This window comes from Denitraticella aggregata (assembly GCF_048158365.1).
GTDB lineage: Bacteria > Pseudomonadota > Gammaproteobacteria > Burkholderiales > Rhodocyclaceae > Azoarcus_F.
In genome coordinates, this window is sequence record NZ_JBLLNL010000001.1 from 12,596 (window position 1) to 36,177 (window position 23,582).

Below are 23,582 nucleotides of genomic sequence, written 5' to 3' on the forward strand. Positions count from 1 at the left end.
TCACCCCCGACCGTGACGTCGCCTGAAATCCTCGATCAGCCAATGGGCGATCGTGCCGCTGCCCGGGATGCGCTCGGGCAGTCGATCCACGTGGTAGAAGCGCGCGTCCTCGATCTCGCCTGGCGCGCACACGATGTCGCCGCCCGCATAATCGGCGTGGTAGCCCAGCATCAGCGAATGTGGGAATGGCCAGGGCTGGCTGGCGAAGTAGCGCAGGTTGCGCACCGTCAGCCGGGTTTCCTCGAATATCTCGCGATGGATGGCCTGCTCGACGTCTTCGCCCGCATCGATGAAGCCGGCCAGCGCGCTGTAGAGACCGGGCGGAAAGTGCGGCGACCGGCCGAGCAGGATCTCGGGTCCGCGCTCGACCGCGACGATGACGACCGGTGAAACCCGAGGATAGTGATCGCGGCCACAGGCGTCGTTGCTGCACTGCCTCACGATCGAGTCGGAAAGTCGGCAGGTCGGTGCCCCGCAGGCGCCGCAGAACCGGTTGCTGCGGTCCCATTCGAGCAGTTCCATGGCGCGCGCAGCCATGCTCACCCGGGCCGCATCGAGCTTGTCCGACAGTCCGCGATATCCGACGAAGGCCATGCCGGCAGGGGGGACTGAGTCATCCGGGATTTCGGCGGCGAAACAGGGCGCGCCTTCGATTTCGCCGATGCGCAGCGTCCGGGCGATCGCGTCGTGCGGGATGAACGGACACGGTCCGTAAGCGGGCAGACCGTCATCGAAGTTCAACAACAGCGTCTGAGCACGCGCGACGAACCAGAGGCCGTGCGCGGCCGGGCTGTCGTCACTCAAGATGTGTGGGCGCTTCCTGCGCGAAAGGCCAGATTGTCGTTGGCCGGTCGCGTGGTCCACAGAAGGGGAGAGACCGACTCGGCCGCCCGAACCCGACGCAGCGGTTCGTCGTTCGACCCTGGTCGTTCGACCGAGGGGGTGGTCCCGTGCGACCACCCCCGACCGGTGAACAGATTGTGCTGCAGCTCGAAGGTTGCGACGAGCACCGAAAGGCTGGTGGTCATTGAAGTGGCGATCAACCTGGGCAACATGAATTGCGGCATTGTTGGCGACTCCTGTACAAGGAATGGGTCAGCGAACATTAGCGGTGAAGAGTATACGATACGGGCGAGGCTGTCGCTTCGGGGGAACCCTATGTAAGGACCGTTTTGCCAATCACCCGGCAAGCTGTGGTCAATGGAGTTTCCAGGATCATTGGCCTCCGGTCGCCGCGGCGCGGGTCGCGACGACGGTAGAGCCTCGCTACGATCCATGCGACGCAGGCGGACAGCACCACGTCGATGGCCAGCGCGACCATAACCGGTCCGGCGTCGGTGCCCATGTGTCTGCTCCGGCGGATCAGCCCATCTTGTACAGCGCGAACTTGTTTCCATCCGGGTCGCGCAGATAGCAGCCGTAGAAGGTCGGTGTGCGTGGGCCCGGTTCCCCCTCGCTGGTCGCGCCCAGTTCGATCGCCTTCGCGTAGAGCGCATCGACGTCCTCACGGCTGGGTGCCTGCAGCGCGAACATGTTGCCGTTGCCCGGATGCATCGGCTGGCCATCGAACGGCAGGCAGATGCCCAGCATGGGTTTGTCGCGACCGCTACCGAACAGGATCATGCGTCCGATGTCGACGATAGGTTTTGCGCCGAGCGGTGCGAGCAGTGCAGAGTAGAACGTCTTCGCGTCGTTCATGTCGCGAACGCCGATGGTGACGTAGCCGATCATTCGAATCTCCCGTGTGAAAGCCGTAGGGTGCCACGAATGAATCGAGTAAGCAGCGGCGGCAGGGCTCGAGGGCGGCTCCGCCGGGTATTCACTGGGTTGATTCCGGCATAGAAAACTTGTCAGTCAGATTTGTTGCGTTGCACCAACTTTCGGTCTAGTATTGGACCTGTCTCCTCCACCCTCCTCCAATGGTGTGGATTAGCCCGGGCCCGAAACGGTCCGGGCTTTTTTTCGTGCATTGCAGTAATGGCGAAGCTGTTCACAGCGTTGGCTCGAGCCGTCTGCGCAGACGGCTCACAGGTGTACTGGCAAAAAAAGAGCCCGGGCATTTGCATGACCGGGCTCAATCCACACCATTGGAGGAGGGTGGAGGAGACGAATCAAGAATAGTCGAGCTTGTGGTGCGTTGCAATAAGAATCGCCATGGAATGATTTTATCCTTGAATCTATCGATTGAATCAGCCCTGTGTTCGAGTGAGTCCTGTGATTCGAATTCATGCAGCATGGGATGCTGTGGTGCATTATCGAGCGCGCCAGGATGGGCGCGCGCCGGCGCTACGACGGTGCCGAGGGCTTCAGATCAGGATGCCCCACCAGCGCAGCGTATGCCGGAAATGCTCGCGAACCGCGAGCTGCGATCTCGACCGCTGTGTCGAGATCCGCGACAACGTGTTCAACTTTGCGCCGCATCGCCAGCCGCAGCACTACGCCATCATCACCGAACCCCACATCAGACCCCGGATCGCCATGAAACTGTTGTCCGATCATCCGCTCGAGCACCGTCACAATGCGGCCGCCCGCTTCGACAATCCCTTCGGCCCGCGCCAGGACGCGGTGCTGGGCGAAGCCGACTGCGCCGCGGCGCGCGCGGAGATCGCCACCTGGCCGGGCTACGCGGTCACGCCGCTGCACGAACTGAGCGGTCTGGCCGCAGCCGCCGGGTTGGGACGGGTGTGGTTCAAGGACGAGGCGGGGCGCTTCGGACTGGGCAGTTTCAAGGCGCTGGGCGGAGCGTACGCGGTGTCGCGCATCCTGATCGCGGCGATTCGCGAGCGCACCGGTGCGAGCGCCAACACCGCCGACCTGTTGTCGGCCCGCTACGGTGACATCGTGTCCGGCGTCACCGTGACCTGCGCGACCGACGGCAATCACGGGCGTTCGGTTGCGTGGGGTGCGCAGCGTTTCGGTTGTCCATGCGTGATCTACATCCATGCGACCGTCAGCGAAGGACGCAAGGCCGCGATCGAGCGCTACGGTGCGGCCGTGGTTCGCACCGCCGGTAACTACGACGATTCGGTGCGCCAGGCAGCCGAGGACGCGGCGAAGTTCGGCCGTATCGTGGTGTCGGACACCTCCTGCCCCGGCTACATGGACATTCCGCGCCTCGTGATGCAGGGCTACACCGTGCTCGCAGACGAGGCGATCGAACAACTGCCGGCCGACGCGATGCCGACCCATGTGTTCCTGCAGGGCGGCGTGGGCGGTTTCGCGGCGGCGGTGATGGCGCGTTTCTGGCAGCGCTTCGGTGCTGCACGGCCACGTTTCGTCATTGTCGAGCCCGACCGCGCCGCCTGCATTCTCGACAGCGTCGCGAAGGGGGAGCTGACCGCGGTGCATGGGGATCTGGACACGTTGATGGCCGGGCTCGCCTGCGGCGAGGTGTCGCTGCTGGCCTGGGAGATCCTGGAGCCTGCGGCTGACGACGCGCTCGCGATCCCGGACGCGGCTGCGGTCGAGTGCATGAAGCTGCTGGCGCAGGGCGTGGGCGAAGATCCTCGCCTGGTGTCCGGCGAATCCGGCGTGACCGGGCTCGCCGGAGCACTGGTCGCACTGCAGCATCCGGATGCCGCGCGGGCGCTCGGACTGGACGCAAACAGCCGCGTGCTGGTGATCAGTACCGAAGGCGCGACCGACCCGGTGCTCTATCGGAAACTCGTCGGACGCAGCGCAGAAGAGGTGACGGCATGACCGCGCCGGCCCTTTCGATCGATGGCGCGCGTCTGCAGGCGCGCATCGCCGGACTGGAAGGGGTCGAGACGCTCAACGATGCCGGCATCGAGACCGAACATCCGGTCGCGGTCGCGTTCTTCACCAACCGCGCAGATGCTGGCCTGGGTCTGCCCGACCGCGATGATCTTCGTTCCCGGCGCCGGCGGCATCAGTCACAACGTGCGCGAATATACGGCGCCGGCGCAGATCGAAGCGGGTGCGAACGTGCTGCTGCATCTGATGCTCGATCTGGCGGGCTGAAACATCCGTTGGTCACATTGCGATGTCGCGCTGTGTTTTTCGAATGCTTATCCGGACGCGTGCTTCATGTCGGTCGATGGTGCGAACTGCCCACCGATCCGTCCGTCGATCTAATTCGCATCGATTTGATCCAGGTCAAAAGGTCCGGAGACAGGGGGCCCGAACGAGGTTTAGACTCAAGCATTCGAGAACTGCGATCAAGGAGGCGCAAATGGCAGCAAAGGAGTCGAAGAACGACCCAGTCGCTCAGGGCAATGAGGCGGTGGCCGGCAAATCCCGCAAGGCGAGCAAAGTCCGGAGGCCGGTCGCAACGGGGGATGTCGCACCCGATCAGACGCTGGACGGCCTGGAGAATTTCGAGATCGCCGAGGCGGTCGATGCGGCAAGCGATTCGAAGCTCGTCGCGCTGGAAGACATCATCCGCTCAGGGGCAGGGCCGGACGTCAATCAACTGGCCGATCATCTCGGTGCGATTCTGAAGGGGGCATCCCCTGACGACATCGCGATGTTGCGCCGCACCCTGTTTCAGGACGAGCTCGCGGCGACCTTTCGCACCGGCACCCGGGCGGACGACGAACTCGCCGACGATTGGCGCAGCGGGGGCTATCCGTACAAGAACCTGATGAGTCGCAAGACCTACGAGAAGCAGAAGTACGGCTTGCAGGTCGAGCTGCTGAAGCTGCAGAAGTGGGTCAAGGAATCGGGTGAGAAGGTGGTGATCCTGTTCGAAGGCCGGGATGCTGCCGGCAAGGGCGGAACCATCAAGCGATTCATGGAACACCTCAATCCGCGGGGCGCGCGCGTCATCGCACTCGAGAAACCGACCGAAACCGAGCGCGGTCAGTGGTACTTTCAGCGCTACATCCAGAACTTGCCGACGGCCGGCGAGATCGTGCTGTTCGATCGCTCCTGGTACAACAGGGCCGGGGTCGAGCGGGTGATGGGTTTCTGCTCGGATGCCGAGTATGGCGAATTCATGCGTCAGGCTCCCGAGTTCGAACGCAATCTGGTGCGAAGCGGCATCATCCTGATCAAGTTCTGGTTTTCGGTCAGTCGTGACGAGCAGCGCCGCCGTTTCAAGGAGCGTGAAGCGCATCCTCTCAAGCAGTGGAAGTTGAGCCCTATCGATCTGGCCTCGCTGGACAAGTGGGACGACTATACCGCTGCGAAGGAGGCGATGTTCTTCCACACGGACACCGCCGATTCGCCGTGGACCGTGGTCAAGTCCGATTGCAAGAAACGCGCGCGACTGAATGCGATGCGCTACGTGCTGCACAAGCTGCCCTACACCAACAAGGATCAGTTGCGCATCGGACCGATCGATCCGCTGCTGGTCGGGCGTGCAAACGTGGTCTACGAGCAGGGCGAGGCGCACGCGGTGGCGATTTTGTGACGCAGGCCCGTTTCCGCTTGCAGGAAGTTCCGGGCGGCCCGGCAGATCACGTTCCACTTCTTCTGGTCCATCCAATGTCCTCACTGTGATGATGCGATCCCGTTCCTCGAACGGTTGGTCGCTCCCCGTCCCTGGGCGGCGTGCTGCTGTGCGCGCCGCAGCGGCTGAGCAACCCGCTGCCGGCGATCGGTCTGCTGATCGCTGCCGGGCTGGTCGTGCTGTTCGCCTTCATCGCCGATCGTCGTCGCGCTGCCCGAACCTGAGGTCCGGGCCGGGCCACTGTGCCACAATAGCGGCCGTTCCTCGCTTCCCGGTCGGGCATCCCCCGTCGTCAGACTCGTCCCCGCACAATGAACCGGATCTTCCTCGGCATCGTCCTGATCGCATTCTTCGCCGCTGCGTCGCGCGAGATCGCGCATGTCCCGGTCGAGGGCGTGCAGAGCCCGATGGAGGCTCTGTCCGCCGGCATGATCTCGTCGGCCGGCGGCGCGGTGGAACTCGCGCTCGGGCTGGTCGGCGTGATGACACTGTTCCTCGGGCTGATGAAGGTCGCCGAAGCGGGCGGATTGCTGACCATCATCGCGCGGCTGATCCGGCCGCTGATGACCCGGCTCTTTCCCGAGGTTCCGCCCAATCATCCGGCGATGGGTGCGATGATCCTGAACATGTCGGCGAACGCGCTCGGCCTGGGCAACGCGGCCACGCCCTTCGGCATTCGCGCCATGCAGGAACTGGACAAGCTCAATACCCGGCCGGGCACCGCGACCAACTCGATGGCGCTGTTTCTCGCGATCAACACGTCCAGCATCACGCTGCTGCCCACCGGCGTGATCGCGATCCGCGCCGCGGCAGGCTCGGCCGATCCGGCCGGCATCCTGCCGACTACCCTGTTCGCGACCGTGTGCGCGACGATCGCGGCGATCACCGCGGCGACGGTGTACAGGCGTTTCTCGGCGATCGGACCGCGTGACCCGGCCGCCGCCGCGATCGAGCGGCCGTGGGTCACCGACGATCCGTCGCGCGAAGCGCTGCCCGAGGATCCGGGCGCGTATCCGCTGTGGGTGTCATTCCTGGCGCTTGGCAGCATCATCGCGCTGATTCCGGCGACGATCCTGTGGGGACGGGTCATCTCGCCGTGGATCATCCCCAGCCTGATGATCGGCTTCCTGCTGTTCGGAGCATTACGCGGTGTGCGCATCTACGAGGTGTTCGTCGAGGGCGCGAAGGACGGCTTCCAGGTCGCGCTGCGCATCATTCCGTATCTGGTCGCGATCCTGGTCGCGGTCGGCATGTTCCGCGCCAGCGGCGCGATGGATGTCATGGTCAGCGTGCTCGGTGGCTTTACGTCCCGGGTCGGCCTGCCGGCCGAGGCGCTGCCAATGGCGCTGCTGCGGCCCCTGTCCGGTTCCGGCGCGTATGGCGTGATGGCATCCATCATCAACGATCCGGCGATCGGTCCGGACAGCTATGTCGGTTATCTGGTCACGACACTGCAGGGATCGACCGAAACCACGTTCTATGTGCTGGCGGTGTATTTCGGCGCGGTGCAGATCCGCCGCATCCGCCACACGCTGGCCGCTGCGCTGACCGCCGACGTGGTCGCGGTGATCGCGGCGGTGGCGATCTGCAGTTATCTGTTCCTGTGAGCACGCCGCGGGGGACCCGCGGCGTGCGGCAGTGGCAGTGAAGGGCGGTCTGAGTACCGCATCGAAGAGACCGGCCCTTGGGCCGGAAATTAAGCCCCGGTGCATCCCGCCCCGGGGTGGCTGAAGACCGGACGTCCGGTGATGTCCGCTGTCCGACAATCGGGAGTGTTTCATGTTTCAAATCGAATCCGCCTCGCGCAGAGGCTTTGTGCTTGCCACGGCGACGCTCGCGGCTGCGCTTTCCCTCGGCATCGCCGCACCGGGCGCGCACGCGCAACAGCGCCCCGCCAAGTTGATCATCACCGCGATCCCGGACGACGGCGACGCAGACCGCATGCGCGAGAACTTCGGCGCGCTCGCGCGCCACCTGGGCGACGCGGTCGGCCTTCCGGTCGAGTACATGCATGTCGAGAACTACGCGGCCAGCGTGACCGCACTCGCGACCGGCCGCGCGCACATCGCGTGGCTGGGGGCGGTGACGACCGCGCAGGCCCGCATGATGATGGGTGACCAGCTGACCATTCTCGGCAGCCGCGACATCGACAAAGGCTTCGTCAGCTACTTCATCGCGAATCCGGGGACCGGACTGGCGCCGCTATCCGATCTGGGCGAACTCGCGAAGGCGGCCGAAGGCCAGGGCTGGAGCTTCACCTTCGGCAGCAAGAGCAGCACCTCCGGCCACATGATGCCGCGCAAGTTCTTCGTGGATCAGACCGGTGTCGCGCCCGAAGCGGTGTTCCGCACCGTGGCCTATTCCGGCAGCCATGACGTGGTGATGCAGATGGTGGCCGACGGTACCCATCAGGTGGGCGCACTGAACTACGCCTCCTGGGACAAGGCGCCCGCCGAGCTGCAGGCCCGCGCCCCCATCGTCTACACGACGCCACCCTTCACCAATTATGCGCTGACCGCCCGCGCCGACCTGGGCGAGGACCTGCTGGCCGGACTGCGCGCCGCGCTGCTCGCGATCGACGGCAGCACTGACGAAGGTCGCCGTATCCTCGGCTATCTGAAGGCCGGCAGCTTCGTCGAGGCCGACATGTCCGAATGGATGGGCTATGTCGAACTGCTGGAGTCGGGTATCGACATCGGCGGCTGACGCGCGTGAGCAATCAGGATCGCGCGGTGCATGTCGCCGCTGCATCGGTCGTGTACGGCCGCCAGCGCGTGCTCGAAAACATCGATCTCGACATCGCGCCCGGCGAGCGGGTGGCCGTGATCGGACCGTCCGGCGCGGGCAAGACCACGCTGTTCCGGTTGATCGCCGCACTGGTCAAACCGGCCGAGGGTGAGGTGGTGACGCTCGGGCGCGACACGCGTCGTGTGTCGGGCCGTCCGCTCGCACGCCTGCGGCGGGAGGTCGGTTTCCTGCATCAGCAGGACAACCTGATCCCGCAGCTGCGCGTCGTGCACAACGTGCTGATGGGTCGGCTCGGCCACTGGTGGTTCGCGCGTGCGCTGCTGTCGCTGCTGTGGCCGCAGCAGATCGAACAGGCCCGCGCGGCGCTGGCGCGGGTGGAACTCGAGGACAGGCTGTGGGCGCTGCCGGACGAATTGTCCGGCGGCCAGCAGCAGCGGGTGGCGGTCGCACGGCTGATCGTGCAGCAGCCGCGCCTGGTGCTGGCCGACGAACCGGTCAGCGCGCTCGACCTGCGGCTCGGGCGGGAGATCATCGCGCTGCTGTGCGGGCTCGCGGCGTGCGACGGCGTGACGCTGGTCGTGAACCTGCACACGCTCGACCTGCTGCAGGGCCATTTCGACCGGGTCGTGGCGCTGCGCGGCGGCCGGTTGTTCTGGCAGGGCAGGCCGGACCAGTTGAGCCAGCTCTTGCTGCGCGAACTCTACGGTGCAGAGTACCGCGCGCTGCATCTGGACGAGATGGCGCTGCCGGCATGAGGTCTGCCCCCGGATGAGCACGCTCGCGCTGGAGCACGCGATCGGCCGTCACGACCGGCGTCCGCTCGGGCATTTCGTCGCGATCCTAGCGGTGCTGCTCGCGCTGGCTGCCGCCTTCGCCGCAGCCGAATGGGATTTCGCGGCATTGACCGACGCGGAGCGCCGCGCGCAGGCGGCCAGTCGAATCGGTGCATGGTTCGCCGCCTTCATGTCGCCGGACCTGTCGCGGGCCTTCGTCATGCATGCGTGGGACCTGACGCTGCAGACGCTGTCCGCCGCGGTGCTTGGCACGACGCTGGCGGTGATGCTCGCGTGGCCGCTGGCGATGGGGGCGAGCCGGGCGGTGTGCGTGGGCGAGGAGCACGCCCGCGGCAACGTGCGTGGATGGCGGCATTTCCCGCTGCGCTCGCCGACCGCGTTGCTGTGCGCGGCCTGCCGGTTGGTCCAGGATATCCTGCGCGCGGTGCCGGACTTCGTGTGGGCGATCATGCTGGTCGCGATGATCGGGCTCGGGCCGCTCACCGGCGCGTTGGCGCTGGCGCTCAACATCACCGGCATCCTGGCTAAGGTCTATAGCGAGCTGTGGGACAGCGTGGACGAGTCGCGTTATGCGCAGGTCAGCAGCCTGGGCGGCGGGCGGATCGCGACCTTTCTGTACGGCATCCGGCCGCTCGCGTCGCGCAACGTGCTGTCCTTCACGTTGATGCGGGCCGAATGCGCGATCCGCAACGCGGCGGTGATCGGCGCGGTCGGCGGGGGCGGACTGGGTTCCGAGATCTGGTACCAGATCCGCTTCGGCGCATGGGACAAGGTCAGCACGCTGATCCTGTTCACGCTGCTGCTGACGCTCACCGCCGATCTCGCGAGCAATTACATCCGCCGTCAGCTGCGCGGCGACCCGAATCGGGCCGCGGCCGGCGGCGCGGTGAGCGCGTCGTGCGCGGTGGCCGGTCCGGTCGAGGCCGCCGCAGCGATGCCGCGCCCGCCGCTCCGCCCGTGGTGGGCGACCGGTTTCGTCGCGCTGGTCGTCGTATGGTCGCTGTGGTTCATGGGCTGGGGCAATCACGCCGGGCAGGACGGGGCGCCGCGCAATCATCTGGCCCCGGCGATGGAACTGTTCACCGGCCAGGCCTGGGACAACCTGCGCTTTTTCGAGCGACTGCTGTCGCCGGAACTCGACCTGGCCGCGATCGGGCTCGGCGATCCCGCGCGGGCGGCCGAGCGCGCACAGCAGGGCAAGGCGGTGGCGCTGTTCGCCGAGTTCGGTCCGCTGGATGTGTGGCGGCCGCAGGCATGGATGGCCTGGAAGGCGGAACTCGACAAATGGTTCGTGTGGCGCGTGATCGCGTCGGCGGCGGTACCGCTCGCGATCGGGATCGTCGGCACGGTGGCGGGCGTCGCAGCGGCGATCGTGCTGACCTATCCGCATTCGGCGACCTTCCAGTTGCATGCGCCGCGCTTCACCGGCGAAACACCTGCGCCGTGGCGACGCGCGTGGCGTGGGGTGTGGCTGGTCGCCGCGCGGGCGGTCGCAGTGGTGTCTCGCGGCGTGCCGGAAGTGATGTGGGCATTCCTGTTCATCGCGTTCTTCGGACCCGGCCTGGTGGCCGGCACCCTCGCGATCGCGGTGCACACGCTGGGCGTGCTGACCCGTGTGTTCGGCGAGACGGTGGACAACCAGCCGCATCGGCGCTTCGAACCGGTGTGCGGGGCGTCCCGCCTGGCGACCTTCGGCACGGTCGCAGTACCGCTCGCGTGGCGTGACTGGATGACCTACGCGTTCTTCCAGTTCGAGAGCAACGTGCGCGCGGCCGTGGTGCTGGGGCTGATCGGTGTCGGCGGCCTGGGCTTCCAGTTCAGCTTCAACTTCGAATGGTTCCGCTTCGAGCGCGCCGGCACCTATCTGATCATGATCGTCCTGCTGACGGTGATCATCGACCGCACATCGCGGTGGTTGAAGCTGTCGCGCGCCGGGCGCTGAGCGCGGTCCTTTTGCCGATTTTCAGCGTTTACGAGTCCGGTAATGCCACCATGGCAAGACCTTGCTCAGCGACAGCACGCGGCCGCATTCGGCGGGAGCGTAGCCCGGCAGCGCGGCCAGCCGCTCCAGCCATTCGGCGCTGCGCAGGATCTCCATCAGTGCCAGCGTGGCGGGCTGGTCGAGACTGCTCTTCAGGCAGGCGAGGTGATAGTGCTCCTCGACGAGCGGCACGAACTCGAGTCCGCGCGCCCTCGCGCTCGCTTCGATGCCGAGTCCGGCGTCCACCGCACCGGCTGCGACCGCTTCGGCGACCGCCGCATGCGATGGCTCCTCGCGATCGTAGCCCAGGATGTCGTTGGGTCTCAGACCGTTCTCGGCCAGCAGATCGTCGAACAGCACCCGGGTGCCGGTTCCGCGCGCGCGGTTGGCGAAGCGAGCACGGTGCGTGCGCAGATCCGCGAGCGTCGCGAGGCCCAGCGGGTTGCCCGGCGCGAGGATCAGACCCTGCATCCGGCTCGCGAAACCGATCAGCTTGTGCTGACCGGGCCGCAGCAGCGGCTTGTAGGTGCGCTGCGCCAACGTACCGACGGCCGGGCCAAGCCGCGTATGAAATCCGGCCATCGTGCAGCGGCCCTCGTTCAATGCGCGAATCGCGTCCACGCTGCCGGTGAAGCGGATGTCGAGATGCAGTCGCCGGCGACGCGCCAGGTCGCTCAGCGCAGCCAGGGCCTGGTCATGGCTCGCGTAGAAGGTCAGGACATGGGCCGCGTCGTCGAACGCGACCGCGAATGCGCGATCGAGGTCGGCACGCAGCGCTTCGATCTGCGGCAGCAGGCGCGCCTGCGCCTGCCGTTCGGCCCACATCAGTTTTGCGGCGAACTCGGTCAGACGGGCGGGTTGACCCTTCTCCCAGGTGACCAGTTGCTGTCCGAGTTCGACCTCCCAGCGCTTGAGTTCGCCCCACACATGCCGATACGACAGCTCCAGTGCGCGCGCCGCGCCGCTGATCGAACCTCGCTCGTTCACCGCCTGCAACAGGTCGATCAGCGGGTTGCGGATCATCGGAGAACCGGCATCGCGCGCCAGCGTGTAGTTCAGGCGAACCCTATGCATGACCGTTCATATTGATGGAAGTCCTGTGTGCTCATAGATTACGTCAATTCCACGAGCCTGTCGGCCTCACCATCGGGATCCGGATTCACCCATCCACAGGAGATTTCACAATGAGCTTGATCACTTCGCTTCGCAAGGCTGCAGGCCTGGGCAGGGTTGCGCTTGCATGCATGTTCGCGCTCGCATCGGCGGCCACGATGGCGCAGTCGATCGTCGTGGCCTCGACCACGTCGACCGAGCAGTCCGGCCTGTTCGGGCATATCCTGCCGAAATTCACCGGGGCCAGCGGAATCGAGGTCAGGGTGGTCGCGCTCGGCACCGGGCAGGCGCTGGACGTGGGCCGTCGCGGCGATGCCGACGTGGTGTTCGTGCACAACACCGAGGCCGAGGAGAAGTTCGTCGCCGACGGGTTCGGTGTGGAGCGTTTCAAGGTCATGTTCAACGATTTCGTGCTGGTCGGCCCGAAGTCGGATCCGGCCGGAACGAAGGGTCAGGATATCGTCGCGGCGCTGACGAAGATCGCTGCGTCGAACGCGCCGTTCGTGTCGCGAGGCGACCGCAGTGGCACGCATGCAGCCGAATTGCGCCATTGGAAAACGGCCGGCATGGGTGAGGACAAGGGCAGCGGCTACAAGGAGTGCGGTTGCGGCATGGGGCCGGCACTGAACATGGGCGCTTCCAGCGGCGCCTACGTGCTGACCGACCGCGGCACCTGGCTGAGCTTCAAGAACCGCGGCGATCTGACGATTCTGGTCGAAGGCGACTCGCGCCTGTTCAACCAGTACGGCGTGATGGTGGTCCATCCGGCGCTGCACCCGCATGTTAAGCAGGCCGAAGCGCAGGCGTTCGTCGACTGGCTGGTCTCGGTCGATGGGCAGACCGCGATCGCCTCCTATCAGATCGACGGTGAGCAACTGTTCTTCCCGAACGCGGCCGAGTGAGCTGCCCTCGGGTGACGTGAGGTCAGCGGAAGGCGATCGCGCAGCATGATCGAGGGCTCGGCAAAAGGGTAGACTACGGCCTTCAGTCCGATACCCTGGTCCAGAGTCATGATCGATTGCCGCATCGTCCCGGTCACCCCGTTCGAACAGAACTGCAGCATCGTGTGGTGCGAAGCCACGAAGAAGGCGGCGGTCGTCGATCCCGGTGGGGATCTCGACCGCATTGTTGCCGCCGCGGCGAAGCTCGGCGTGACGATCGAGAAGATCCTGATCACGCACGGCCATATCGACCATGCGGGCGGCACCGCGAAGCTCGCGCGCGAGCTGGGCGTGCCGATCGAGGGACCGCACCCCGATGACCGCTTCTGGATCGACGGCATGCCCGATCAGAGCCGGATGTTCGGTTTACCGAACGGCGAGGCCTTCACGCCTGACCGCTGGCTTGCCGACGGCGACACGGTCACGGTGGGGGAGCAGACGTTCCAGGTCATCCACGCGCCGGGCCACACCCCGGGCCATGTCGTGTTCTTCCACCCTGGTGCGAGACTGGCGCTGGTCGGCGACGTGCTGTTCGCGGGCTCGATCGGCCGCACCGACTTTCCCCGCGGCGACCATGCGACGCTGATCAGCTCGATCAGGAACAAGCTCTTTCCGCTCGGTGACGACGTGCGTTTCGTCCCGGGCCATGGTCCGATGTCGACCTTCGGCCGCGAGCGGGCGAGTAATCCCTACGTCGCCGATCGCGGCTGACGCAGGTCGCGGAGTGCCGGCGTGAGCGCGCGTCGGTGGCGCAAGGCCCGGATCGTCGCGGTCCTGATCCTGCTCGTGTTGCTGGTCGTGGCCGCGCTGACGCACCGGTTCGGCGAACGCGTGCTGCGCGGACTGCTGCTCGAGCAGGCTGCGGCGCTGCTGGTGCCGGGGCTGCGGATCGACGCGCCACTCGAATGGTCGCTCTACCCCGAGGCGTCGCTGACCGTGCGCGATGTGAGCGTAGTCGATGACGATGGCGTGGCGCGGCTACGGGTACGCGAACTGCGGGTGATTCTGGATAGGGACGTATTGTTCGAGCGGCGCCTCCATGCCCGCTCGGTCACGCTCGCAGGACTGGAACTGACGCTGTCGCGCGACCAGCCGAACCATTGGCGCGCCGACGGCTGGGTCCGGACCGGCGACCAGGGTGCCGGAGCGTCGGTCGTGCCCGGCATCGACCTGGTGCATATTTCCGATGCCATGCTTCGGGTCGATGGCGAGCCGGCACTGGTATTGTCATCCCTGGATCTGAGCGCGGGACCGATCCTGCCGGCCGAGCCCGGCCGTTTCAAACTGACGGCGGACGCGATGCTGTCGGGGGCGACCGCCCTGAACATGCGGATCGCGCTCGGCGGCGGCTTCGCGCCGCTCGGTGTCGAACGGCGGCTGGACGACCTGTCGCTGGTCGTCGAGGGTGAGGGTGCCGGCTTCGACGCGGTGCGTATCGACCTCGACATCGGGCGCGTGATGATCCCGGATGATGCGCCGCCGGCGCTCGTGGGCATTCTGGCCCGCGTGTCTATGCAGATGGCCGGCGTCGGACTGGACGGCCGACTGGCTTCGGCCGGACTGCGACCGGGGATGCGCGGGTGGACGGCAGCCGAACCCCGCTTCGATGCCGAACTGCGGCTAGACGACCGGCGCATGAATGGCACCCTCGCTGCGTCCGGGCTGATCATCGAGGATCTGAACCGGATCGATCTGCAGGGCTTCGAGCTGGACATCACACACGTCCCGGACCCGCCGCTCATGCTCGAACTGTCCGGTGGTCTGGATATTCGACGCGACGCGGCCAGCGGCATCGTGACGGCGTCCCTGGTCGCGCGCGACGGCACGCTGGCGCTGCCGCACCCGGCCGGTGGGCCGTCGACGTTCGAGATAGCCTTCGAGGGTGATGCAGGCGTGACACTGGATCCGGCGGATATCGTGAGCACGGCGCAGATGCACGGACGCGTGGGTGGTACCTTCGACGCCACCCGATTCGACGGCCAGTGGCAGTTCGAGAGCACCCGGTCCCCGTCGCTGGCGGTGCAGCTCGTTCTCGATCGACTCGACCTGGACGCCTATCTGCCCCCGCCGGCCGCAGCATCAGGCCCGCTCGATCTTTCGATCTGGCGCGATTGGCCGGTGACCGGGCAGCTCACGGTGCAGACCTTGCGCGTGCGCGGCCTGCAAAGCCGCGACGCGACGCTCAGCCTGGGACGTTGACGGCGCACGAATCCGGGGCCGTTGGCACGCTTGTGTCGCGTATTCGACGAGCCCGTCAGCCGCGCGCGGTGAAGATCGGCAGCCGCCACTTGAACACGATCGCGCACAGACGGATCAGCAGCACCAGCGATCCGCCGGCGATCGCGGCCCAGCCGGCGGACAGGCCGTAGGCCATCAGCCCGACCACCAGCAGCGCGCCGGCCCACGACGCGGTCGCATACAGTTCGCCGGTAAACACCAGCGGCACCTCGTTGCACAGCATGTCGCGGAGGATGCCGCCGAAAACGCCGGTGACCACCCCCATCAGGCTCGCGACCAGCCATGGCGCCCCGACCGACAGCGCCGCCTGCGTGCCGCTGACCGTGAACAGCGCCAGCCCGATCGCGTCGGGCAGCAGGAACAGCTTGGTCGGCAGCCTGACCATGCGCACCAGCGCAAAGGTCACCAGCCCCGCGATGATCGCCGCGATCAGGTAGGTCTGGTCGGCGATCCAGAACACCGTCCGATCCAGCAGCACGTCGCGCAGCGATCCGCCGCCGAGCGCGGCCGCGAGCGCGACCACCACCATCCCGAACAGGTCGAACGGCCGTCGCCCGGCCTCGAGCACGCCGGAAGACGCATTGACCGCGACCGCGGCGATACCGATGCTGTAGACGAGGGTTTCGAGATTCATGGGGACGGAGCATAGCAATCCGCTCGTCGCTTCGCCATCGGTGCTCGCGACAAGGCCTTGATCCGGCTCGACGTGACCCGCGAGCAGCCGATGCAGACGCTGAACGCGGAGGCTGCGTCGAGGGGTATCATGACGCCGACGCGATCCCGACCTCTGGCTGATCCGCCTGCCGGGGCCGGAGACCCGCGCGACAGCAATGCATCCAGGAGACAGCATGCCGATACCCGAAATGTTCCAGCGCCGGATGAGCCTGCCTGCGATCGCCGCGCCGATGTTCCTGGTGTCCGGACCGGAACTCGTCATCGAGACCTGCAAGGCGGGTGTGGCCGGCACGTTCCCTTCACTGAATGCACGGCCGCCTGCGCAGCTCGACGAATGGCTGGGCCGGATCGGTCGCGAGCTGGCCGCGCACCGCGAAGCCGCCCCGGCTGCGCCGTGCGCGCCGTTCGGCGTGAATCTGATCCTGCATCCGAGCAACGAACGGATGCGCGACGACCTGGCGCTGGTGGTCAAGCACAAGGTCCCGTTCGTGATCACCAGTCTCGGTCATCCCGGCGAGGTCGCACGCATCGTGCATGATTACGGCGGGCTGGTGTTCTCGGACATCATTCATGCCTACCATGCCAGGAAGGCGACCGAAGCCGGCGTCGATGGCGTGATCGCGGTGTGCGCCGGCGCGGGCGGCCATGCGGGCACGCAGAGCCCGTTCAGCCTTATCCGGGAGATTCGCGAGTTCTGGGACGGCACGCTGATTCTGGCCGGTGCGATCTCCGATGGTGCGAGCGTGCGTGCGGCCGAGGTCATGGGCGCGGACTTCGCGTACATGGGTACGCGATTCATCGCGACGCGCGAGTCGCGCGCGGACGACGCATACAAGCGCATGCTGGTCGACAGTCGCGCTGCCGACATCGTCTACACCGACGCGATCTCGGGCACCAATGCGAACTTCATGTGGGGCAGCCTCGAAAAAGCCGGCTTCGAGCGCGAGGCCCTCGCGGCGGGGACGGGCAAGGGCAAGCTCCACGGCATCGGCGACGAGGCCCGCGCCTGGCGGGACGTATGGAGCGCCGGGCATGGCGTGTCGACGATCCACGACGTGCTGCCGGTCGCCGAACTGGTCGCGCGGCTCGCGGCCGAATACCAGGCCGCATGCGCGCTGCCGGTCAGTGCCGGCGTGCGCGAATAACGGTCGGCGATCGGCCGGCATCTGCGGGCTGCCGGTTCTGCCGTTCATGTCGTTCGCGGGGATGACGGCATGGAATTGATGGGGCGATCGTGCGTGTGGGCGATTAACATGTAGCGGACGATCACAACCGGTTCGTCGATCACGATCCGATGGCGGGCGCGTCGGTCGCGAGCGGACACATGGCGGAGACGACGGCATGAAACTGGATTCCGCGCAGCGGCGGATTCTGACCCTGCTGCAGAAGGACTCGACGCTGAGCACGCAGCATCTGGCGGACAAGGTCGGCCTGTCCCCGTCGCCATGCTGGCGGCGAGTCAAGGATCTGGAAGAGTCGGGGCTGATCAAGGGCTATGTCGCGCTACTCGATCGGCACAAGCTCGGGCTGACCACCTGCGTGTGGGTGCGGGTGAAGCTGAAGAAGCACAGCGCGGATGTGCTCGACCGCTTCGAGACCGTGGTCAAGAGCTGCGACGAAGTCGTCGAATGCTATGAACTGCTGGGCGAGACCGATTGCCTGCTCAAGCTCTACCTGCCCAGCCTCGAGGCCTTGTCGGCGTTCATGCACAACTTCCTGCTGAAGATCCCCGAGGTCGACGTCACCCATTCGAGCGTGGCCTTGCGCGAGATCAAGAACGAAACGGCGCTGCCGCTTTGATGCGACAGCGCCGTCGGTCGGGTCGGTTCCGGGAGACCTGGCCGGAAACGCCGGGCCGCCCCAGGTTTCCCTGGCCGCGCCGGGAGACGCTTACAGGCTGTTGAAGAACACCACCAGCACGCCGGCCGGTGCGATGTAGCGGGTCACCACCTGCCACGCCGAGAACGTCGTCGCACCCAGCCCGAGTTCGCGGCGCATGCTTTCCTTGTCCAGACACCACGCGGCGAACACGATCACGCCCAGGCCGGTCAGCGGCAGCAGGAACTTGCTGGTGAGTTGGTCGAGCAGATCGAAGACGTTCAGGCCGAACACCAGCACGTCGCTCCACGCGTTGAAGGACAGCAAGGCCGCGATGCCGAGTCCCCAGGTCGCGAGGCCGGCGACGACGGTGGCAGCCACCCGGTTCAGCGGGGTGCGTTCCTCGACCAGTTCCACGATCGGTTCGAGCAAGGAGATCGCCGAGGTCAGCGCGGCGAAGGTCAGCAGCAGGAAGAACACCAGCCCGAGCAGCGTGCCGCCCGAAATGCTTCCGAACGCCAGCGGCAGCGTGACGAAGATCAGCCCGGGGCCCGCCGCAGGGTCGAGGTTGTTGGCGAACACGATCGGGAAGATCGCGAGACCGGCGGCGATCGCGATCACGGTGTCCATGATGACCACGGTGCGTGCGGTGCGCAGCAGATCCACCTTCTTGTCCAGGTAGGAACCGTAGGCCATCATGATCCCCATGCCGAGCGACAGCGTGAAGAAGGCGTGGCCGAGCGCGGCCAGCACGACTTCGCCGGTGACCTTGCTCCAGTCGGGATTGAACAGGTAGGCCACCGCCTCGCCGAAGCCGCCGGTGGTCATGCCATACAGCACCAGCACCAGCAGGAGCACGCCCAGGGCCGGCATCAACAGTTTCGCGCCGCGCTCCAGACCGCCGGTGACGCCCATCGCGACCACGCCCACGGTCAGTGCCATGAAGGCGGTGTGCCACAGCAGCAGGGCGCCGGGTTTGGCCAGCATGCCGGTAAACAGTGCGCCGGCGCCATCCGCGTCGAGCCCGCGGAACCCGCCGCCGATCGCATCACCGACGTAGGCGAGCGCCCAGCCACCGATCACGCTGTAGAAGGACAGGATCAGGAACGCGCCGAGCACGCCGGTCAGGCCGACCACTATCCAGCCCTGGCTGCGATTGTTCTTGCGGGCCAGTTCGCTCATCGTATTGATCGGATTTTTCTGGCCGCGGCGTCCGAGCATCCACTCGGAGACCAGGATAGGCAGGCCGATCATCGCGATGCACAGCAGATAGATCAGCACGAAGGCTGCGCCGCCGCTTTGCCCGATCATGTATGGAAACTTCCAGATGTTGCCCAGTCCGACTGCAGAGCCGGTGGCGGCGAGCACGAAACCGAGGCGGGAAGACCATTGCGCGTGGGAGTGGGTATGCGATGCGCTCATGTCAGTGGTGTCCTCCGAAACGGAAGTCGGCTGGCCGGCGTCTCAGGTTTGCGCGTGTCGTGGCGTGCATGGAATGTCTCCTCCTTGTGGGAATTGTTCGTCGGCGCGCATCGGGTCGATGGCAACGGTAAATGTTAAGGATCAGGTGCGGGAATAACTCTTCGTAATGCGGACATATATGGGATTTATGAGGAGGATCATTCCGGTAATTCTCGAGAGGGCGAAAAAATTTTGCGACACGGCATGCTGCGGCGCAGCATCTTGTTGCGCTCAGGGGCGGGTAACGCTGCGCCGAATGCACTGAAGTCGTTGATGGATAGTACTTTAATGCAACCATTGCGGTATTCTGCGATTCGGGCTGAAGGAAAATCGCCGATCCCAGTTCTTGCCGCGAAATCCCGAAAAGTCGAAAAAATATTTCTCGGAGAGCCGCTTCGGCTCCGCATCGAGACAAATTTTCGTTGTTGCTTATCCATAGCATATCGGTACCGGATTCGCTGACGGCGGGTCCGCGGAGGAAACCCCGGATCGCCCCGAAAACAACCCATACAGAGGAGACAAGGCCCTTCCGTCTGCCGCCGGCGTCACAAGCGTCGTCCGGCCGAGCGAAGTGTCGGACGCCATGCAAAACACGCTGCCCCCCGTTGCCCTTGACGACAAGTACACCCTCACCACCGGCCGCGCCTGGATGACCGGCATACAGGCGCTGGTGCGCCTGCCGATGATGCAGAAGATGCGCGACGAAGCCGCCGGCCTGAACACCGCCGGTTTCGTGACCGGTTATCGGGGCTCACCACTCGGCAATGTCGACCAGGAATTCTGGAAGGCGAAGAAGTTTCTGGAACCGAAGCAGATCCGCTTCCAGCCAGGCCTGAACGAGGATCTCGCCGCCACCGCGGTATGGGGTACGCAGCAGGTCACGCTGGACCCGAACGCGACGGTCGAGGGCGTGTTCTCGATCTGGTACGGCAAGGGTCCCGGCGTCGACCGTACCGGCGACGTGTTCCGGCATGCCAACGCGGCCGGGACATCGAAGCATGGTGGAGTGCTGGTGATCGCCGGTGACGACCATGCGGCCAAGTCGTCCACGCTGCCGCACCAGACCGAGCACGTGTTCAAGGCCTTGATGATGCCGGTGCTCGCACCGGCCGGCATTCAGGAATACCTGGAGTACGGCCTGCACGGCTTCGCGCTGTCGCGCTATTCGGGCTGCTGGGTCGCATTCAAGGCGCTGACCGACACGGTCGAGACGTCGGCTTCGGTCGATGTCGATCCGTTCAAGGTGAAGACCGTGATCCCGGCCCAGGACGCGTTTCCGCTGCCGGCCGACGGCCTGAACCTGCGCTGGCCCGACCCGCCGCTGGTGCAGGAAGAGCGCCTGCTGCATCACAAGCTGTATGCCGCGCTGGCCTATTGCCGCGCCAACCAGCTGAACCGGGTCGTCATCGACAGCCCCAAGGCCAAGCTCGGCATCATCACCAGCGGCAAGAGCTACCTCGACGTGCGCCAGGCGCTGGCGGATCTCGGCATCGACGAGGCCACCGCCGCCGAGATCGGCATCCGCCTGTACAAGGTGGGCATGGTGTGGCCGCTGGAAGCCGAAGGGGTGCGCAGCTTCGCCGACGGACTGGACGAGATCCTGGTGATCGAGGAGAAGCGCCAGTTCCTCGAGTATCAGCTCAAGGAGGAACTCTACAACTGGAAGGACGATGTGCGCCCGCGCGTGATCGGCAAGTTCGACGAGAAGGGCGAGTGGTCCCTGCCGCACAGCGAATGGCTCTTGCCGGCGGCAGGCGAACTGACGCCGGCCATGATCGCGCGCGCGATCGCCGGCCGCATCGCGCGCCACTACACGTCCGACCGGATCAAGGCACGTATGGCCTTCATCGAGGCCAAGGAGGCTGCGCTCGCCAAGCCGCGCCCGGTGATCCAGCGTGTGCCGCATTACTGCTCCGGCTGTCCGCACAACACCTCGACCAAGGTGCCTGAAGGCTCGCGCGCGATCGCCGGCATCGGCTGCCATTACATGGCGACCTGGCTGTCGCCCGAGCACACCCAGACCTTCTGCCAGATGGGCGGGGAGGGTGTGCCCTGGGTCGGCCAGTCGCCCTTCACCAAGACGCCGCACGTGTTCGCCAACCTGGGCGACGGTACCTACATGCACTCCGGCATCCTCGCGATCCGCGCGGCGGTGGCAGCGAAGGTGAACATCACCTACAAGATCCTGTACAACGACGCGGTCGCGATGACCGGAGGTCAGCCCCACGACGGCGCGCTGAGCGTGCCGATCATCGCCCGCCAGCTGCAGGCCGAGGGCGTGTCCAACGTGGTGGTGGTCAATGACGGCACCGCGCGCGCCTACGGTCCGGCCGATCTGCCGCACGGCGTACCTATCCGTCACCGCGACGAAATGGATGCGGTGCAGCGCGAACTGCGCACCGCCCCCGGCGTGACCGCGATCATCTACGACCAGACCTGTGCCGCCGAGAAGCGCCGCCGCCGCAAGCGCGGCACCTTCCCTGATCCGGCCACCCGCGTCGTGATCAATGATCTGGTGTGCGAGGGCTGCGGAGACTGCAGCGACAAGTCCAACTGCATGTCCGTCGGTACCGTGGACACCGAGTTCGGGCGCAAGCGCACGATCGACCAGTCCTCCTGCAACAAGGACTTTTCGTGCATCAAGGGTTTCTGTCCGAGCTTCGTGACGGTCGAAGGCGGCAGGCTGCGCAAGGGCAAGGCAGTCGGTGCGGGGTCGAGCCCGGTCGCCGATCTGCCCGAACCGCAGTTGCCGAGCACAGCCGCGCCGTGGGGTATCCTGATCACCGGCGTGGGCGGCACCGGCGTCGTGACCATCGGTGCGCTGCTCGGCATGGCCGCGCATCTGGAAGGCAAGGGCATCTCGGTGCTCGACATGGCCGGCCTCGCGCAGAAGGGCGGTTCGGTCTGGTCGCATGTGCGTATCGCGGACCGGTCGGAGCAGCTGTTCGCGGCGCGGGTCGCCGCCGGCGAGGCGAATGCGGTCATCGGCTGCGATCTGGTGGTCGCCGCCAGCGACGAGTCGATCGCGAAGATGCGTCTGGACCACACCCGGGTCGTGATCAACCGCGATCAGACCATGACCAGTGAATTCGTGCGCGGCTTCGCGGCCCAGGCGCGCAGCGGCGATGTCGACGCGAACGCCGATCCGCAATTCCCGGCCGGCGCGATGGAAGCGCAGATCATCGACGCGGTCGGGGCGGGCAATGCCGACTTCCTCGACGCCACGCGGATCGCGACTGCGCTGTTGGGCGACTCGATCGCGACCAACCTGTTCATGCTCGGCTACGCGTGGCAGAAGGGGCTGGTGCCGCTGTCCGGCGACGCGATCCTGCGTGCGATCGAGATCAACGGCGCCGCGGTCGAGGCGAACAAGGCCGCCTTCACCTGGGGGCGCCGCGCCGCGGTGGATCTGGCGTCGGTCAGCGAACTGGCCAAGCCGAAGACCGGTACGCCCGAGCATCACAAGCTGTCGACCAGCCTCGACGAGGTCATCTCAAGGCGCAAGGCGCAGCTTACCGAGTATCAGGATGCGGCCTACGCCGGGCGCTACCTGAAGCTGGTCGAGCGGGTGCGTGCCGCCGAGAATCGGGTCGCGCCGGGTATCACGCTGCTGACCGAGGCGGTCGCACGCGGCTATCACAAGCTGCTCGCGTACAAGGACGAGTACGAGGTCGCGCGCATGTACGCTGACAGCGACTTCCTGAAGCGGGTCGGGGAGCAGTTCGAGGGCGACTACAAGCTGGTCTTCCACCTCGCTCCGCCGGCTCTGGCCGACAGGGATCCGCTCACCGGCGAGTTGAAGAAGAAGGCCTACGGTCCGTGGATGCTGAAGGCGATGCGCATGCTGGCGAAGTTCCGTCACCTGCGCGGTTCGATGCTGGATCCGTTCGCCCGGTCCCATGACCGCAAGCTCGATCGCGAACTGATCGCCGATTACGAGCGGGTGGTCGAGGAGATCATCGGCGGGCTGGAGCGTGCCAACCACGAGACCGCGATCGAACTGGCGGCGATCCCGGAGCAGATCCGTGGCTTCGGTCATGTGCGCGAGCGCTACCTCGCCGGTGCGCGCAAGCGCCAGGCGGTGCTGCTCGATGCGTTCCGTCGCAAGGAGCCGGCCGCGCCGCACAAGCCGGGCATGCCGAGAAAAATCATCGCGGTGTTGGCCGGTTGAATGCGTATGTCGAGTGGGGTGCTGAGCCGCGAGTCGTCGATGGCGGCCGCCCTCGCGGCTCCGACAGCCACTCGCGCTGCCGCTGTAAGGCGCGCTTCGCTGCGATCCCTGAACTCGGCCTGCGGCCTCAGACAGCAGGGATCGCGGCCGCTACGCCCGCCAACAGCGGCATGCGCTCGGGCTGAGTCGCCGCGAGGGCGGCCGCCATCGACGACTCGCTACGCCTCGC

General features: G+C 66.1%; 20 protein-coding genes. 14 read left to right on the forward strand and 6 right to left on the reverse strand.

Annotated features, from left to right (window positions below; all coding sequences use genetic code 11):
- The gene (gene nudC / locus ACKVEX_RS00070; RefSeq protein ID WP_473213634.1) at nt 1-804 is read right to left on the reverse strand and encodes an NAD(+) diphosphatase; all 804 of its coding nucleotides are present in this window, start codon (nt 802-804) and stop codon (nt 1-3) included.
- A gap of 558 nt (nt 805-1,362) precedes the next feature.
- The gene (locus ACKVEX_RS00075; RefSeq protein WP_473213635.1) at nt 1,363-1,731 is read right to left on the reverse strand and encodes a VOC family protein; all 369 of its coding nucleotides are present in this window, start codon (nt 1,729-1,731) and stop codon (nt 1,363-1,365) included.
- A 585-nt stretch (nt 1,732-2,316) separates the two neighbouring features.
- Between ACKVEX_RS00075 and ACKVEX_RS00080 the strand changes: the two genes are divergently transcribed.
- From ACKVEX_RS00080 to ACKVEX_RS00115, 8 genes are all read left to right on the forward strand, one after another.
- The gene (locus ACKVEX_RS00080) at nt 2,317-3,699 is read left to right on the forward strand and encodes a diaminopropionate ammonia-lyase (protein ID WP_473213636.1); all 1,383 of its coding nucleotides are present in this window, start codon (nt 2,317-2,319) and stop codon (nt 3,697-3,699) included.
- 78 nt (nt 3,700-3,777) lie between these two features.
- Nucleotides 3,778-3,981: a M20/M25/M40 family metallo-hydrolase gene (locus tag ACKVEX_RS00085; protein WP_473213637.1), complete on the forward strand. Its 204-nt coding sequence runs from the start codon at nt 3,778-3,780 to the stop codon at nt 3,979-3,981.
- Between the two features lie 211 nt (nt 3,982-4,192).
- On the forward strand, nt 4,193-5,374 hold the full coding sequence (ppk2, locus tag ACKVEX_RS00090; RefSeq protein ID WP_473213638.1) for a polyphosphate kinase 2: 1,182 nt from the start codon (nt 4,193-4,195) through the stop codon (nt 5,372-5,374).
- Nucleotides 5,375-5,514: 140 nt separating this feature from the next.
- Complete coding sequence (locus tag ACKVEX_RS00095; RefSeq protein ID WP_473213639.1) at nt 5,515-5,637, forward strand: hypothetical protein; 123 nt, start codon at nt 5,515-5,517, stop codon at nt 5,635-5,637.
- An 87-nt stretch (nt 5,638-5,724) separates the two neighbouring features.
- A complete protein-coding gene (locus ACKVEX_RS00100; RefSeq protein WP_473213640.1) occupies nt 5,725-7,020 on the forward strand; it encodes a nucleoside recognition domain-containing protein in 1,296 nt (431 codons plus the stop codon).
- A gap of 172 nt (nt 7,021-7,192) precedes the next feature.
- The gene (gene phnD, locus ACKVEX_RS00105) at nt 7,193-8,119 is read left to right on the forward strand and encodes a phosphate/phosphite/phosphonate ABC transporter substrate-binding protein (protein WP_473213641.1); all 927 of its coding nucleotides are present in this window, start codon (nt 7,193-7,195) and stop codon (nt 8,117-8,119) included.
- Between the two features lie 5 nt (nt 8,120-8,124).
- Entirely contained in the window at nt 8,125-8,916 is a 792-nt protein-coding gene (locus ACKVEX_RS00110; RefSeq protein ID WP_473213642.1) for a phosphonate ABC transporter ATP-binding protein, read from the forward strand.
- A gap of 13 nt (nt 8,917-8,929) precedes the next feature.
- Nucleotides 8,930-10,897, forward strand: coding sequence for a PhnE/PtxC family ABC transporter permease (locus ACKVEX_RS00115; RefSeq protein WP_473213643.1), 1,968 nt, complete (start codon nt 8,930-8,932; stop codon nt 10,895-10,897).
- 21 nt (nt 10,898-10,918) lie between these two features.
- Here the strand turns inward: ACKVEX_RS00115 and ACKVEX_RS00120 are convergent, their stop codons facing one another.
- Complete coding sequence (locus ACKVEX_RS00120) at nt 10,919-12,010, reverse strand: substrate-binding domain-containing protein (protein ID WP_473213644.1); 1,092 nt, start codon at nt 12,008-12,010, stop codon at nt 10,919-10,921.
- 170 nt (nt 12,011-12,180) lie between these two features.
- Here ACKVEX_RS00120 and ACKVEX_RS00125 point away from each other — a divergent pair, with 170 nt between their 5' ends.
- The 3 genes from ACKVEX_RS00125 (at nt 12,181) to ACKVEX_RS00135 (ending at nt 15,189) form a co-directional block, all read left to right on the forward strand.
- Complete coding sequence (locus ACKVEX_RS00125; protein WP_473214264.1) at nt 12,181-12,951, forward strand: ABC transporter substrate-binding protein; 771 nt, start codon at nt 12,181-12,183, stop codon at nt 12,949-12,951.
- Between the two features lie 108 nt (nt 12,952-13,059).
- Nucleotides 13,060-13,701: an MBL fold metallo-hydrolase gene (locus ACKVEX_RS00130; RefSeq protein ID WP_473213645.1), complete on the forward strand. Its 642-nt coding sequence runs from the start codon at nt 13,060-13,062 to the stop codon at nt 13,699-13,701.
- Between the two features lie 21 nt (nt 13,702-13,722).
- Nucleotides 13,723-15,189, forward strand: a complete 1,467-nt coding sequence (locus ACKVEX_RS00135) for an AsmA family protein (RefSeq protein WP_473213646.1) — start codon at nt 13,723-13,725, stop codon at nt 15,187-15,189.
- 55 nt (nt 15,190-15,244) lie between these two features.
- Here the strand turns inward: ACKVEX_RS00135 and ACKVEX_RS00140 are convergent, their stop codons facing one another.
- On the reverse strand, nt 15,245-15,862 hold the full coding sequence (locus ACKVEX_RS00140; protein ID WP_473213647.1) for a trimeric intracellular cation channel family protein: 618 nt from the start codon (nt 15,860-15,862) through the stop codon (nt 15,245-15,247).
- 214 nt (nt 15,863-16,076) lie between these two features.
- Here ACKVEX_RS00140 and ACKVEX_RS00145 point away from each other — a divergent pair, with 214 nt between their 5' ends.
- A complete protein-coding gene (locus ACKVEX_RS00145) occupies nt 16,077-17,048 on the forward strand; it encodes an NAD(P)H-dependent flavin oxidoreductase (protein ID WP_473213648.1) in 972 nt (323 codons plus the stop codon).
- A 196-nt stretch (nt 17,049-17,244) separates the two neighbouring features.
- The gene (locus tag ACKVEX_RS00150; protein WP_473213649.1) at nt 17,245-17,703 is read left to right on the forward strand and encodes an Lrp/AsnC family transcriptional regulator; all 459 of its coding nucleotides are present in this window, start codon (nt 17,245-17,247) and stop codon (nt 17,701-17,703) included.
- Between the two features lie 90 nt (nt 17,704-17,793).
- Here ACKVEX_RS00150 and ACKVEX_RS00155 read toward each other — a convergent pair whose 3' ends face one another.
- Both ACKVEX_RS00155 and ACKVEX_RS00160 read right to left on the reverse strand, forming a co-directional pair.
- The gene (locus ACKVEX_RS00155; protein WP_473213650.1) at nt 17,794-19,143 is read right to left on the reverse strand and encodes a sodium-dependent transporter; all 1,350 of its coding nucleotides are present in this window, start codon (nt 19,141-19,143) and stop codon (nt 17,794-17,796) included.
- Between the two features lie 197 nt (nt 19,144-19,340).
- Nucleotides 19,341-19,619 (reverse strand): hypothetical protein, encoded by a 279-nt coding sequence (locus ACKVEX_RS00160; protein ID WP_473213651.1) that lies wholly within the window; start codon nt 19,617-19,619, stop codon nt 19,341-19,343.
- Nucleotides 19,620-19,765: 146 nt separating this feature from the next.
- Between ACKVEX_RS00160 and ACKVEX_RS00165 the strand changes: the two genes are divergently transcribed.
- Nucleotides 19,766-23,353: an indolepyruvate ferredoxin oxidoreductase family protein gene (locus ACKVEX_RS00165; protein WP_473213652.1), complete on the forward strand. Its 3,588-nt coding sequence runs from the start codon at nt 19,766-19,768 to the stop codon at nt 23,351-23,353.
- Nucleotides 23,354-23,582 lie beyond the last annotated feature (229 nt).

Bases quoted from the DNA above. Each gene is read 5' to 3' on its own strand.
- ACKVEX_RS00075 (WP_473213635.1), bottom strand. From the start codon at position 1,731: ATGATCGGCTACGTCACCATCGGCGTTCGCGACATGAACGACGCGAAG.
- ACKVEX_RS00080 (WP_473213636.1), top strand. From the start codon at position 2,317: ATGCCCCACCAGCGCAGCGTATGCCGGAAATGCTCGCGAACCGCGAGC.
- ACKVEX_RS00085 (WP_473213637.1), top strand. From the start codon at position 3,778: ATGCCGGCATCGAGACCGAACATCCGGTCGCGGTCGCGTTCTTCACCA.
- ppk2 (WP_473213638.1), top strand. From the start codon at position 4,193: ATGGCAGCAAAGGAGTCGAAGAACGACCCAGTCGCTCAGGGCAATGAG.
- ACKVEX_RS00100 (WP_473213640.1), top strand. From the start codon at position 5,725: ATGAACCGGATCTTCCTCGGCATCGTCCTGATCGCATTCTTCGCCGCT.
- phnD (WP_473213641.1), top strand. From the start codon at position 7,193: ATGTTTCAAATCGAATCCGCCTCGCGCAGAGGCTTTGTGCTTGCCACG.
- ACKVEX_RS00115 (WP_473213643.1), top strand. From the start codon at position 8,930: ATGAGCACGCTCGCGCTGGAGCACGCGATCGGCCGTCACGACCGGCGT.
- ACKVEX_RS00120 (WP_473213644.1), bottom strand. From the start codon at position 12,010: ATGCATAGGGTTCGCCTGAACTACACGCTGGCGCGCGATGCCGGTTCT.
- ACKVEX_RS00125 (WP_473214264.1), top strand. From the start codon at position 12,181: ATGTTCGCGCTCGCATCGGCGGCCACGATGGCGCAGTCGATCGTCGTG.
- ACKVEX_RS00130 (WP_473213645.1), top strand. From the start codon at position 13,060: ATGATCGATTGCCGCATCGTCCCGGTCACCCCGTTCGAACAGAACTGC.
- ACKVEX_RS00140 (WP_473213647.1), bottom strand. From the start codon at position 15,862: ATGAATCTCGAAACCCTCGTCTACAGCATCGGTATCGCCGCGGTCGCG.
- ACKVEX_RS00145 (WP_473213648.1), top strand. From the start codon at position 16,077: ATGCCGATACCCGAAATGTTCCAGCGCCGGATGAGCCTGCCTGCGATC.
- ACKVEX_RS00150 (WP_473213649.1), top strand. From the start codon at position 17,245: ATGAAACTGGATTCCGCGCAGCGGCGGATTCTGACCCTGCTGCAGAAG.
- ACKVEX_RS00155 (WP_473213650.1), bottom strand. From the start codon at position 19,143: ATGAGCGCATCGCATACCCACTCCCACGCGCAATGGTCTTCCCGCCTC.
- ACKVEX_RS00160 (WP_473213651.1), bottom strand. From the start codon at position 19,619: ATGGATAAGCAACAACGAAAATTTGTCTCGATGCGGAGCCGAAGCGGC.
- ACKVEX_RS00165 (WP_473213652.1), top strand. From the start codon at position 19,766: ATGCAAAACACGCTGCCCCCCGTTGCCCTTGACGACAAGTACACCCTC.